11 protein-coding genes are annotated in these 13,410 nt (G+C 40.8%); 8 read left to right on the top strand and 3 right to left on the bottom strand.

The window, feature by feature from the left end:
• Positions 1–58: 58 nt before the first annotated feature.
• The 4 genes from rsuA to OCV27_RS08735 all read left to right on the top strand — a co-directional run bounded on the left by rsuA (position 59) and on the right by OCV27_RS08735 (position 3,968).
• Positions 59–760, top strand: a complete 702-nt coding sequence (rsuA, locus tag OCV27_RS08750) for a 16S rRNA pseudouridine(516) synthase RsuA (RefSeq protein ID WP_125319739.1) — start codon at positions 59–61, stop codon at positions 758–760.
• Positions 761–918: 158 nt separating this feature from the next.
• Positions 919–2,124, top strand: coding sequence for a Bcr/CflA family multidrug efflux MFS transporter (locus OCV27_RS08745; protein WP_125319738.1), 1,206 nt, complete (start codon positions 919–921; stop codon positions 2,122–2,124).
• Positions 2,124–2,783, top strand: coding sequence for a DUF2913 family protein (locus OCV27_RS08740; RefSeq protein WP_125319737.1), 660 nt, complete (start codon positions 2,124–2,126; stop codon positions 2,781–2,783). Before OCV27_RS08745 ends, OCV27_RS08740 begins: the two co-directional genes overlap by 1 nt.
• Positions 2,784–2,900: 117 nt before the next feature.
• Entirely contained in the window at positions 2,901–3,968 is a 1,068-nt protein-coding gene (locus OCV27_RS08735; protein WP_337969046.1) for an SGNH/GDSL hydrolase family protein, read from the top strand.
• Here the strand turns inward: OCV27_RS08735 and OCV27_RS08730 are convergent.
• Positions 3,949–5,385, bottom strand: a complete 1,437-nt coding sequence (locus OCV27_RS08730; RefSeq protein ID WP_125323133.1) for a DUF2867 domain-containing protein — start codon at positions 5,383–5,385, stop codon at positions 3,949–3,951. The genes OCV27_RS08735 and OCV27_RS08730 overlap by 20 nt on opposite strands.
• Before the next feature lie 314 nt (positions 5,386–5,699).
• Here OCV27_RS08730 and OCV27_RS08725 point away from each other — a divergent pair, with 314 nt between their 5' ends.
• The 4 genes from OCV27_RS08725 (at position 5,700) to nhaA (ending at position 11,332) form a co-directional block, all read left to right on the top strand.
• Complete coding sequence (locus tag OCV27_RS08725) at positions 5,700–6,371, top strand: ABC transporter ATP-binding protein (protein ID WP_125323132.1); 672 nt, start codon at positions 5,700–5,702, stop codon at positions 6,369–6,371.
• A complete protein-coding gene (locus OCV27_RS08720; RefSeq protein ID WP_125323131.1) occupies positions 6,352–8,805 on the top strand; it encodes an ABC transporter permease in 2,454 nt (817 codons plus the stop codon). Before OCV27_RS08725 ends, OCV27_RS08720 begins: the two co-directional genes overlap by 20 nt.
• A 1-nt stretch (position 8,806) precedes the next feature.
• Positions 8,807–9,919, top strand: a complete 1,113-nt coding sequence (locus OCV27_RS08715) for a lipocalin-like domain-containing protein (RefSeq protein WP_125323130.1) — start codon at positions 8,807–8,809, stop codon at positions 9,917–9,919.
• A gap of 240 nt (positions 9,920–10,159) precedes the next feature.
• Positions 10,160–11,332, top strand: coding sequence for a Na+/H+ antiporter NhaA (gene nhaA, locus OCV27_RS08710; protein ID WP_125323129.1), 1,173 nt, complete (start codon positions 10,160–10,162; stop codon positions 11,330–11,332).
• Between the two features lie 68 nt (positions 11,333–11,400).
• Here the strand turns inward: nhaA and OCV27_RS08705 are convergent, their stop codons facing one another.
• The gene (locus tag OCV27_RS08705; RefSeq protein ID WP_125323128.1) at positions 11,401–12,018 is read right to left on the bottom strand and encodes an OmpA family protein; all 618 of its coding nucleotides are present in this window, start codon (positions 12,016–12,018) and stop codon (positions 11,401–11,403) included.
• A gap of 2 nt (positions 12,019–12,020) precedes the next feature.
• Entirely contained in the window at positions 12,021–13,331 is a 1,311-nt protein-coding gene (locus OCV27_RS08700; RefSeq protein ID WP_125323127.1) for a TolC family outer membrane protein, read from the bottom strand.
• Positions 13,332–13,410: the final 79 nt, after the last annotated feature.

Genomic DNA, 13,410 nt, shown 5'->3' with positions numbered 1-13,410 from the left:
ATTCAACTATTTCAGCAAGGCATTCTATAATACCTCACTTGATGTAGATGAGGTAATCATGCGTTTAGATAAATATTTATGTGATGCGCTCGGTGCAACGCGAAAAGAAGCAACTAAAATCATCAAAAATGGTGATGTTACAGTTAACAATATGGTGCAGAAAAGTGGTTCGGCTAAATTAACTGATGCTTGCGTTGTCGAGTGGCAGGGCCGAGAGATACACAAGGCGGGACCTCGTTATATCATGTTATTCAAACCTGAAGGTTTTGTTTGTTCTCATGAAGATGGATTTAATCAGACTGCCTTCATGCTATTGGATGAAGTTAAAATGGAAGATCTTCATTTTGCGGGCCGTTTAGATGTGGATACGACAGGTTTAGTGCTTATCACTGATGATGGCCAATGGTCTCATCGTATTACTTCGCCAAAACACAAGTGTGCAAAGACTTATCGTGTGTGGCTTGCTGACCCTATTGGTTCCAATTATGTTGAAAAGTTTTCTGAGGGTATAGAGTTGCGTAATGAGAAATCGGCAACTTTACCCGCTAAACTGGAGATTGTTGACCAAGATGAAAATGAAGTGCTACTAAGCATCACGGAAGGCAAGTATCATCAAGTGAAACGAATGTTTGCGGCTCTTGGGAATAAAGTAGAGCACTTACATCGAGAGCGTATTGGCCAGATAGAGTTGGATAATGATTTAGAACCTGGCGAGTACCGTTGCCTAACTCAAGAAGAAATCGACTCAGTTTGGAATTAGTACCTTAAAATTGGAAATAGTTTAGTTCCAAATAGGAAGTAGTTTTTTATATATTGTTGGCTCAATATAATGCAGCTAAATAGGATATCTGTATTTAGCTGCTTTCTGTTTGGCTCTATTGTAGATGGTTAGCAGTCCCAAAAACTATATGGAGGCTTATGTCTAATCACGCTCTAACCTCAACACCTTCTCAAAAAATAACGTTTTTACTTTTTTGCGTGCTGGGAGCTGTCGGAGCTCTAACGCCTCTTGCTATTGATATGTACCTACCGGCTATGCCGAACCTTGCTCGTGATCTGGGAGTTTCTGAAGGGGCAGTGCAGATTACTTTGACAATTTACACGGCGGGTTTTGCGATAGGGCAATTAATTCATGGTCCTTTGGCTGACAGCTTTGGTCGTAGGCCAATTCTGATTCTGGGAGTGATTTTATTTGCAATTGCATCGGTCATCAGTGCGACAACAAACGGAATTGAGGCCTTGATATGGATTCGTGGGATCCAAGGTTTTTCAGGTGCTGCCGCCGCAGTGGTTATCCAGGCCATTGTTCGAGATATGTTTGATCGTGAAGATTTTACTCGTGCAATGTCTTTTGTCACTTTAGTTATTACCATCGCACCTTTGGTAGCGCCAATGTTAGGTGGGCATATTGCAATATGGTTTGGCTGGCGTGGTATTTTCTGGGCATTGGCAATATTTTCTGTGGTTGTGATTGCGCTGGTGTTATGGAAAATACCAGAGACATTGAGTGACGAGAATAGGCAGCCTCTTCGTTTTGCTTCAACATTAAGAAATTACCTAAGTTTATGCCGTAATCCCGTCGGTGTGGGGCTAATACTCTCTGGTGCGTTCTCTTTTGCTGGTATGTTCTCCTTTCTTACCGCAGGTTCCTTTGTCTATATTGATATTTACAATGTTAAGACCAACGAATTTGGCTATCTATTTGCGTTGAACATTATCGCGATGATAATTATGACTATGATAAATGGGCGTTTTGTTAAGAGAGTAGGCTCACATGCAATGCTTAGGTTTGCACTAACCATTCAACTGTTTGCTGGAATTGGGTTATTTATTGGATGGGTGCTTGACCTAGGTCTATGGGGCGCTGTACCTTTCGTGGTCCTCTTCATCGGTACAACGGCCACTATCGGTAGTAATACTATGGGGCTGCTGTTAAGTGGTTATTCAACCATGGCCGGAACCGCTTCTTCACTTGCGGGTACACTCCGCTTTGGAATAGGCTCGGTGATGGGTGGGGTCATTGCTTTAATGCCTGATGGTGTTGTTTGGCCAATGATTAGTGTTATGACGGCGTGTTCAATATTATCCGCGACGTTTTACTGGATACTTGGAAGAAAGGCGTAATGTCTCAGTATACAATTGAAATTCAAAACTTAGTTAATTGTGCATTGCAGGAACTAGCAAATGAGCACAAATCAGGGAAAGCTGTTGATGCGCCTGTTTCTAACAATCATTATTTGGTGCGTTGGGTGACAAGGGCCCTAAAGTCTCAGCGCTTTCAACGTTGTGTCATGGAAGACTTGACTCGGTGGCAGAAAGAAGGGCGCTCTAAAGGCAATGATGCAGCGTTGATGAATACATTTCAGCGTATTTCTAAATTTTATGCGAATTTTTTCCCAGCCTCTGCTCTTGAACGTAAGATAAAAGACAGTGAAATTAATAATTTTTTGGACTACGTGGAAGAGCAAGGTTGGGAAGTCTCGACTTCAGAGCCACTTCTTAATTGCGGTAAAGTTCAGATTTTTACGGAAGGCCCCAACTCATTTGCTCTTTGTGCTAATCAATGTGATGACTGTTTTGATGGAGAAGAGCTAGTAAAACCCATGAACTGGTTTGTACGTGGAAATCATGCTCAATTTATAGAAATGGCAGCAAATGCTGGCTTTATGCTGCACAAAATCACGGACTATAAGTCTAATGTAAAATACCATGGTGAATACTTGGTTTATCCCGCGAATCAAGGAGAACGACTGGCTGAAATACCGATTGGGTATCAAATTTAGACTTATATTAGTGAAGTGACTCTTCACAATACTGATTGAAAGTGTCTGAGCTTGATGTGTACCCCAACATCAAGTGTACAAAGTCATACACTATAAATATTAGAATAGAGTCACTACATGAAAATATTAACCTTTCTCACAATGCTGTGCCCAATGTATTTGTTCGCAAGTGACTTTACCCAAATGTCCGTTTTTGGCGATAGTCTTTCAGATTGTGGAAATAAGTTTGCAGTTTCCCATGAGCTTAGTTCAGCAACCGAAGGGGCACTGCTTGCATCAACTACAGAACCAAACTGGCAAGGTAGGGCAAGTAATGGCTGGGTATGGACAGAGTATCTTGCTCAGTTCTTAGAGCTTCCGCCGATATCTCCTGCTCGAATTGAAATCAATACTGATATTCATGTTGAAAGGTTAAGTGAAAAAAGCACATATTTTATTCAATTAAAGTCTCAGAAAGGGAATAACTGGTCGGCTGGTGGGGCGATGGCTTTACCTGGTAATTTCAATAACCTTAGTAAAGGTGAAGGAGTACTTTCTTTTACTGGTGGTAATATCCTACCTAATTCAGCTAGTCAGATAGCAAATCGTATTAATGAAAAAGGCTTTTTCGATCAGGGAACCATAGTTACCTATATGTTAGGTACCAATAATATGTGGTACAGCTTGTATGGAGATTTGGGGCAAACAGGCTCTCAAGCTGCGAAGTTAGCCGCTACTGATATCAATAACCTTATCCAATATCATGCTGAAACAATAGTTATTTCCAATATACCCGACTTGTCTGGTGCTCCATGGTTAAGGGGGAAATCGAATAAGGCTGATGAATTTATTAGCAGCTTCAATGGTATACTCAAAGAGAGGGTGAGGCGAATTGAACAGGCAAACCCAAGCACGAATATTATTTATGTTGATGCTTATGCTTTCTACAAAAAGATAAAAAATGAAGTATTAGCTTCAGGAGTTTATGAAGATAAGGAACTTAATATAAAAATAACCAATATTTCAGATGCTTCATTTCAAGTAGAAAAGGGAAAGGTTATTGGTAATCCAGAGCAATTTCTATATTGGGATGGGATTCACCCAACAACCAATATGCACAAGCTTTATGCCAAGTATGTTGCCAATGCTATTAAAAATAGATATCGCGATGAAGGGTCAAGTTATCCTACTGGGAACTCTGTTTAGCTTTTTTAACGATAGCTTTTACCATCCCTTTGAAGATAAATATATGAGCAGGCATCATAGCGAACCAATATAGAAGCCCTCTAAGCCCTTGAGGGTGCCACAATGCAGTTACTTCAAGTCTGCGGATGCTACCTAAGTCTTGCAATGAAAATTCTAGACGGCCTAAACCAGGGGCTTTCATACCAAATAATAAAGACAGAAATTTATTGTCCTCACAACGAATGACTTTCCATGAGTCAATATAATCGCCTACTTTAAGCTGAGGACCTAATGGAGAGCGCCTAACCGGGAAGCCACCACCAAATAGAATATCGAGCCATTCTCTGGTGCGCCAAAGTGGATTAGCATAAAAGTAACCTTCTTGAGGGCTGCCAATCTTTTGGATCACTTTCCAAAGATCTTCAATAGTAATTTGTGTATCTATGCATGCTCCTGTTTGTTTCGCGTAGTATCCGTAGCCCGGTTGCCAGCGTGTAAATGCTGTATGGTCGAACCCCCAAACCTCACTGTTAATAAAGTTACTTTCTTCTGCGATACTTTTGCGAATCATTTCCTCAAAACCGATTAAGTTTTGCGGATAACATTGATTGATGGGTTGCCAATCTGCTATGAAGTCATGTTTTAATCCAGAGAGTAGTGCAGTTCCAATAGATGTTGGAACTGAAGTTACTATACCAAGCCAGAGTGAGGCAAATTTAGGTGTAAGTAAATTAGTAGAAAAAATCCGAATAGGATTATTGATCACTTGACTGATTATTTTGAATTGCTCTCTATAGCTGAGAATATCAGGACCACCAATTTCAAATAGATTATGCGTTGTCGGTGACTCTTTTAGCAGTTCAACTAAGTAGTGATTAAGATTATCTAGATCGATAGGGTTGGCTTTAGAATCAATCCATTTTGGGGTTAGCAGCAAAGGCATGTTAAAGATAAAATCTCGCATGATTTCAAATGCAGCTGAACCAGGACCTATGATCACTCCGGCTCTGAGTTCAGTGACGGGTTGGCCAGCTTGACGAATAATATCTCCCGTCATACGCCTTGCTTTAAGATGTTCCGAATTACCTGTTAAAGGCTGAAGAGAACTGAGATAAATGACATGTTTCACCTTGCTGACTTTAAGTGCTGCTTTAAAGTTAGCGGCAAGAGATAGTTCATAATGAAGAAAATCATGGCCATGAGCCATTCCATGGACAAGAAAATAGACAACCTCAAACTGTGCGACAATATTTATTGTTTCTTGTTGATTAGCCAAATCGAGATAAATAAGGTCAAGATTTTTGTGATTCTCGACTCGAGCCCGAAGATAGTCAATTTGTCGTGCTGCAGCAGTGACATGATAACCACTGGCGCATAGTATCGGTAGTAGTTGAGAACCAACGTAACCAGATGCTCCCAGTACCAATATTTTTTTCATGACATACCCTGTAGATGAAAGCTCTTTATTTTCAGGCTTAGTTGTATTGCAGGAAAAGTTATTTTTAACACACTCTATTATACTTATTAGTATGAAAAAACTAGTAACGATGGTCGAATAAATGATGGTAGCAATGCAAGTTTAATATTGATTTAGTTGAAATATTTTGGACAAAATCTGGATATGCACCAGACTTGCACTGTTGAGCTAATGAAAGTTAGAGCATATCCTGTGATCCACTATCCAAATTACTTTCTCAAAGCAGTGTTTTAGTGTAGATTCACAGTCCAATTTTAAGAATTGTGAGAACTTTAATGTTGCAACTAACAGACCTTTGTAAAGGTTATGTGGATGGTGGAGAGTTTCACCCTGTCCTACAAGGTGCTGAGTTGTCATTAGAACAAGGTGAGCAGATAGCTCTCATGGGGGAGAGTGGTTCTGGCAAGAGTACACTACTTAATCTGATAGCTGGGTTAGATATAGTAGATTCCGGTGAAATTCAATTTCCTAACTTTTCGATGCATCAAATTGGTGAAAATCAGCGTACAGCTTATCGGCGAAACAATATTGGGCTGATATTCCAGCAGTTTAATTTAATCCCTACTCTAAATATTGCTGATAATATTCGTTTCTGTCGTCAATTAAAGGGTTTATCGGAAGATGTAGCGTTATGGCGTCAGATCCTCTCTTCGTTAGATCTTATGCCGCTTCTAGGTCGATATCCTGAAGAAGCTTCTGGTGGACAACAGCAGCGAGCTGCCATAGCTCGCGCTTTGTATATGGAGCCTAAATTGTTGCTTGCGGATGAGCCTACTGGCAGTTTGGATGAGAGAAATGCTGAGGCTGTAATGCGCCTGTTGACTAGCCTAACCCGTCAACTCAAATGTACGCTGTTGTTGGTTACTCACAGTGAGCGTGTTGCTGCTCATATGGAAGGGAGGGTGCGCCTCCAAGGAGGGCTGCTTCATGTTATGGCCCGTAGCTAAAGCACTTCTGGGCCATTACAGACGTTATCCTTTTCAAATCCTTCTTGTCTGGCTTGGTCTTACCTTAGGTGTCTCACTTCTTGTTGGGGTGACTTCGATTAATGACCATGCAAAAAAAAGCTATCAGCATGGTGAAAAACTTTTTTCTAATCCTCTTCCTTATCGTATTCGACCCAAGCATGTATCAAACAAAATTCCACAGGGTTTTTACGTCCAACTTCGCCGTGATGGTTTTAATCAATGCGCACCTTTTGAGCAATTAAGACTAAATATTAATAACGGCTCAGAGTTAATTTTAATTGGTTTGGATCCCGTTGCTATGTGGCAATTCCACCATGCACTAAATTTAAAAGATTTCCTATCGCTTCCATTGATGACTCCCCCGCATCCAGTAATGGTAAGTGCTGATCTTGCTAGTTATATGGACTGGCAAGATGGGGATAATATAACTTTGAATGACGGTAGTACGCTTGGGCCTATTATTGTAGACCAGCGTGATTTGATCCAAGGGACCCGAATAATTGCAGATATTTCACTAACAAGGATGCTAGAGCGTCGTTCTGGTATTTCAGTTATTGCGTGTGGTGAAATGCCGGCTGAAAAACTTACCCGCCTTAAAAATTACTTGCCTGACGGAATGAGTATAACGAGAAACTCTCGTGCAGAGTTAGAGTCTTTAACCAAAGCATTCCATATGAACTTAAGCGCGATGGGAATGTTGGCATTTTTAGTCGGATTATTTATTTTTTATCAGGCGATGTCTTTGTCTTTAACTCAAAGGCAGCCTCTTGTTGGTATTATGCGTCAGACAGGGGTTTCTGGTAGGCAGCTAGCATTAGCGCTCTGTTTTGAACTTTTATTGTTAATTTTGGCAAGCTGGTTGTGTGGCAACATTTTGGGGATAGTTCTAGCTAACCAATTAATCCCCGCAGTTTCAGAGAGTTTGCGTGATCTTTATGATGCAAATGTAGGGCTTTTAGTTTCTTGGAGTTGGTCGTCGGCTTTATATAGCTTACTCATGTCTTTATTAGGAGCGTGCCTGACATGTATATGGCCTATAGTGCGCTTATTGCGCACCCAGCCGATTCGACTTACTGCTCGACTTTCATTAGTTCGTTTTGCTGGAATAGAGTTTTCTCTCCAAGCTGTATTGGCATGTGTACTGTGTGTTGTGGCCATAGCAATTTATCAAGCCCCCCAGACACAAGAGTCTGGTTTCATTATTATTGCGTTAATGTTGGTGAGCGTCGCATTATTTACCCCATATTTTATTTGGAAACTTTTTGACAGCCTTTCATATTTACTCAAATGGCCAAGGGTTCGTTGGTTTTTTTCTGACGCAGCTGCGAGCATGAGTTATAGGGGGGTTGCAACAATGGCTTTTATGCTCGCTATGGCTGGTAATATTGGTGTCGAGACTATGGTGGGGAGCTTTCGTGATACGACGGATAAATGGCTCAGCCAGCGTTTAGCTGCCGATCTATATATATATCCCAGTAGCAGTTCAGCTACTAGGATGAGTAGTTGGTTATCTGATCAACCTGAGATTGAATCGGTTTGGTGGCGTTGGGAGCAGCAAACAAACTCGGAAGATGAAGCAATTGAGGTTGTCAGTACTGGTCACTCGGATGGAGAATGGGATTCACTTACCGTTAAAATCGGTATTCCAAATTATTGGTATCATTTGCACCATTCAAAAGGACTGATGATCAGTGAATCAATGGCTATTAAGCGTGGCATTCGTCCAGGAGACTATATCTATTTATTTGGTCAACTGGACAAAGGTTGGCAAGTTGTTGGTGTGTATTATGACTACGGTAATCCATACAATCAGATAATGTTGTCACATCCTAACTGGCTAAAAGTATTTAAAGATAGCGGTGCCGTTACTTTAGGTGTGATACTAGAAGAGGGTGTTAATGTGGCTGGCCTTAAAAGCCGTTTAGAGTCAGCATTTCGTGTGGGCGCAGAGCGAATCTATGACAATACCCATATACATAAGAAAGCAATGAAAGTATTTGATAGAACCTTCTCTATTGCAGATACTCTCGGCAATATTACGCTTGTCATTGCAATATGCGGTATCTTCTTCGCTAGCCTTGCTGGAGAAATTTCCCGCCAAAGGCATATTTCACTTTTAAGGTGTTTAGGCGTGTCCGGTAAAGAATTAGTCATGATGGGTAGTTTGCAACTTTTTGTTTTTGGGGTGGTTTCAGTAATAATTGCATTACCATTAGGTTTAGCTCTGGCTAGTTTGATAGTGGATATTGTAATGAAACAGTCACTCGGATGGACACTTGAACTCCAATTTATGTCTGGAGAATATTTTCAGACCAGTTTGTTGGCAATGTGTTCTCTCATTTTGGCCGGAGCCCTACCTACTTTGCGAATGATTCGACATACACCAATGAAGTTTGTACGGAACTCTTTATAAAATGGGAAAAACTGTAATCCAGCTACGAGCATTGTTGTTTTTCATCGTGATCGTTGTTTTTACCGCAGTGGTTGTTGGTTTTATATATCAAGGTTATTTTGAACAAAATAGTATTTCACAACGATACTACCCTTCTCAGACTCAAAGTGTATTTGAACCTGTATTGCCTAATGCTCCAGTAAAACTCCCTGATGATTTTCGTTTTCATAATCAATATCAGCATGAACGCTGGCATTATTTTGCAAATTTGGAAGATCAAAATGGTGAGCATTATAGTGTTCAATGGACCTATACTAGGGTCGCGACAGATGACAGAGAAGGCGGAGGTTGGCAAAACCCCCACCTATATATTTCTTATGTGGTGGTATCAAGTGATAAACAAGTATGGAAAGAGCAACGCCTTGCTAGAGGTGGTATTGGCCAAGCTGGCTTAACCCATCAACCCTTTCGCCTATGGATTGACAATTGGCAGTTGTATTCATCTGGTAGAACGCCATTTCCCGGAGTCCTTAGTCTTGCCAGTGATAGTTTTAATATACAGCTAAAAATAAAAGCTGAAGCTCCCTGTGTATTACCGGGAGAAAAGGGATACGTAGAAAAATACCCTTTACTATCTGTTGCATCCTATAATTTTGCTTGTCCATTTCTTAAGGTAGAAGGGGACTTGAAGCTTGATAAAAACGAGCTAAAGATTGTACAAGGTCAAGGATGGATGAGCAAAGAATGGGGAACAGGCTTATTTAGAGGGATCAATAATAATTTGGACTGGTTTACATTTCATCTTGATTCAGAAACCGTACTCTCAGTAAGTCGCTATCGTCAATCACAAACTACAGCTTATTGGAGAGGTGAACTGTTCCGTAGCAGTGGTCAAGTGACTAATTTATTACCGAAAGATATTTTAATACAACCTACGGAGTTCTCTTACCTCACTAACGGGAAACGGATACCGGTAGCATGGAAGATTGAAGTGAAAAAACTTGATATCAGTTTGACTGCACATATGAGCAATACCGAACTTTGGTTGCCCTTTGTTATCCCATATTGGCAAGGTTCAATCAGGGCATCGGGCTCCCATAATGCATCGGGTTTTATGTTGCTTATGGGTTACTGAGTCTAAAAGCCACTATAGTTTCTATATTTCTCACAAGAGTGGTTGTTTGCATTGGTAATTCTCTGAATTTACCTATAATTAAGGCAGGAATTAACGTGGAACGTGGTATTACATTTTTTTTATCGGAAATTTCGAAGTGTTACATCCAAACAAGCGATTTTTCCTTAGGGGTATCTATGCGTAAACTCAACTCTATTGTTTGTTCATCTTTATTAACATAATAATTAAAGGGACAATATCATGAATGATATTATTCGCCATTTTTTCAAAATGGAGTCGGCTGGGGGAATACTTCTCGTTATTGCAGCAGCAGTTGCAATGGCCATTGCTAATACACCGCTCAATGATGTATACCAAACAGTATTGCATTCTTATGTGTTGGGTATGTCTGTTTCGCATTGGATAAATGACGGATTAATGGCGATATTCTTCTTTCTCATTGGTCTTGAAGTAAAGCGAGAGTTGCTTGAGGGAGCTCTCAAATCTCGAGAAACCGCTATTTTTCCTGCAATAGCTGCCGTTGGTGGGATGTTGGCTCCAGCATTGGTTTATGTTGCATTTAACTACAGTGATGCTGAAGCTGTTCGAGGTTGGGCAATTCCAGCCGCCACCGATATTGCTTTTGCGCTAGGGATTATGGCGCTGCTTGGGAATCGTGTACCTGTCAGTCTTAAGGTCTTTTTACTTGCATTGGCCATTATTGATGATCTTGGGGTAGTCGTCATTATTGCACTTTTTTACACTGGGGATTTGTCTACAACGGCATTAGGTGTTGGCTTTGCGATGACAGCTGCACTATTTATTCTTAATTCCAAGAAAGTCACCAAATTAACTCCATATATGATAGTAGGAGCAATACTCTGGTTTGCTGTACTTAAGTCTGGGGTGCATGCGACATTAGCTGGTGTAGTGATTGGTTTTGCGATACCTCTGAATGGTAATAAGGGAGAGAAGTCTCCACTCAAGAGAATGGAGCATGGGCTCCACCCTTATGTTGCTTTTGGTATTCTACCTATGTTTGCGTTTGCTAATGCAGGTATCTCTCTCTCGGGTATTTCTATAGATGGACTGACGTCAATGCTTCCACTAGGAATAGCACTAGGTTTATTGATTGGTAAACCAATTGGCATCTATAGTTTCAGCTGGATTGCAGTGAAAACAGGTGTTGCCAAATTACCCGAGGGTATTAACTTTATTCATATATTCGCTGTATCAGTACTGTGTGGTATTGGTTTTACAATGTCTATATTCATATCGTCGTTGGCATTTGGGCAAGTTAACCCAGAGTATGATACTTATGCAAGGCTGGGAATTTTAATGGGATCGACTACTGCTGCGATTATTGGTTACATCCTCTTGAGCGTATCATTACCAAAAAAGGCCAAGCTGGCGGATAAGCCAGCGAGTCTATAAACCAGTTAAATTGGTAGCAAAAAAGCGCATCTCATGTGAGGTGCGCTTTTTTTAGTTTATTAATGTGGTTATTTTTCAATAATGCTGAATATACTCCACTCTTCGACAACCTTTTCACTTAGTCCAACCACAGTTGCAGTAACTCTTCGATTGGTCGCATGGGCAACTTCGTCGTCACCTTGATCCTCTAGCCGGTCTTCACCAAAGCCCACTATATTTACACGCTCTGGCGCTATACCGTAATACAAAAGCTCACCTTGTACGGCATTTGCTCTTTGCTCGGATAGCGAATAATTGTACGCTTCTGGCCCAACTTTACTTGTGTGTCCCTGAACTTGAATTGAAGCAGACGTATACTTGTCTAAAAAATCCGCCATCGTTTGTATCTGGTCTGAAAATACAGGATTAATCTCATATGAGTCGTGAGCGAAGAGGACTCTCAAAGCAAGCTCTTCTTCTTCTTTGAACAAGTTAGCGCAGCCATCATTATTAATTTCAGCACCTTCAAGAGTATCCGGGCATAAATCCCTAGCATTTATAACCCCATCTCGATCATCATCTAATAAGTCAGCCACTTGGTTCGCTTTAGGGGGGGGGATATATTCATATTCATCCTCATTAGCTAATAATGTGTTAGATAGTGCTATGCTAATGGCGGTAAGTGTACATAAGCTTTTATTCATCATGATCAATACTCCACCTTCTGAACCCACTCGGATGGTACGTCGACTAATAAAGAGTCCAGTAAATTACCAGTAGTGTTCATCACACGATATTTTGCATATTGCTCAGCATAATGAGCATCAAGATAGTCTTTTCGTGCTTCAAACAATTCGTTTTCTGTATTAAGCAGATCAAGTAATGTTCTCTGACCGATTTGATATTGTTTTTTGTAGGCAATTACAGTTTCCGAAGCGGAATCGACGTGGTCAGCAAGAAAGTTTTTTTGTTGTAGAGTTAGATCTAGCGCACTCCATGAAAGCCTCAGGCTCTCTTCCACCTGCCGATACGCATCATCACGTAAATCTTTAGCCCTATTTAATTGGTAAGCAGAACGTTCAGCGAGATCCTTATCTGAACCACCATTATATAGGTTATAGCTTAGCCTGAGCATGGCTAGAGATTCATCACTACTCCCAACGTTTCCTCCAGCATCATCTCTCCATGTTTGGCTAGCTTCAACAGATACGGTCGGGAAATAAGAGCCTTTAGATTGTTTATATTGGAAGCGTGCAGATTCAACATCAGCCTGTGAGATTTTAATAACAGGATGATTATTAAATGCTGTATCTAACGCTTCTTCAAGTGTGATAGGAAGTTTAGACTGATCTGCTCTTGGATATATTAAACCGAGAGGACGACGGCCAACTAATCTCCTGAACTGAGTATGAGTATCGACAAGGTTATTCTGTGCCGCGAGTAAATTACCATGTGCTTTAGCAATACGTGCTTCAACTTGAGTCACATCGGCAGTAGAACCAATTCCAGAATCCGCTCGCTTTTTTATATCCCTATAAATTTCTTTGTGGACTGCTAGGTTGCTCTCAGAAAGAGCGAGTACTTCATTAGACTTGACGGCGTTAAGGTAAACCTCAGTAACCTGTAGGGCTAAATCGGAAGCATCTGCCCAAATTTGTAACCGAGATGACTCAGCTTGAGCTGCCGTCCGATCCATATCATTTAATGTTGCGTTGCCATCCCAGAGAAGTTGGGTAAGTATGATAGACGCTTCTTTTCTTGTTAAATCTGTATCAGAGCGGCCAGAAGACCTTGCTGGACTAATACTTTCACGTCCTAAGCCAGCGTCTAGGTCGATACTAGGTAAATATGCACCCCCTGAAGCATCTACATCTTTCAATGCGCTTTTGTACAAATTGAAAGTACTTTTTAGCTCAGGGCTAGTTGCAAGAGTTATGGATACAGCCTGTTCAAGCGTTTGGCTGTTGCTGGTAAAACCAACCAAAATGATACTGGCCAGAATCACTTGTTTCCAGTTCAAGAGAGCCTCCTTTCTGTTTAACTTCCATAAAGCAAAAAAAAAATATTTTATAATGATGCAGATATGAGTAATTACAAAC

It is taken from the genome of Vibrio pectenicida (genome assembly GCA_024347015.1).
Taxonomy (GTDB): Bacteria; Pseudomonadota; Gammaproteobacteria; order Enterobacterales; family Vibrionaceae; genus Vibrio; species Vibrio pectenicida.
Note: the sequence above shows the minus strand (reverse complement) of the source record. Positions and strands in the feature narration are given on the sequence as shown.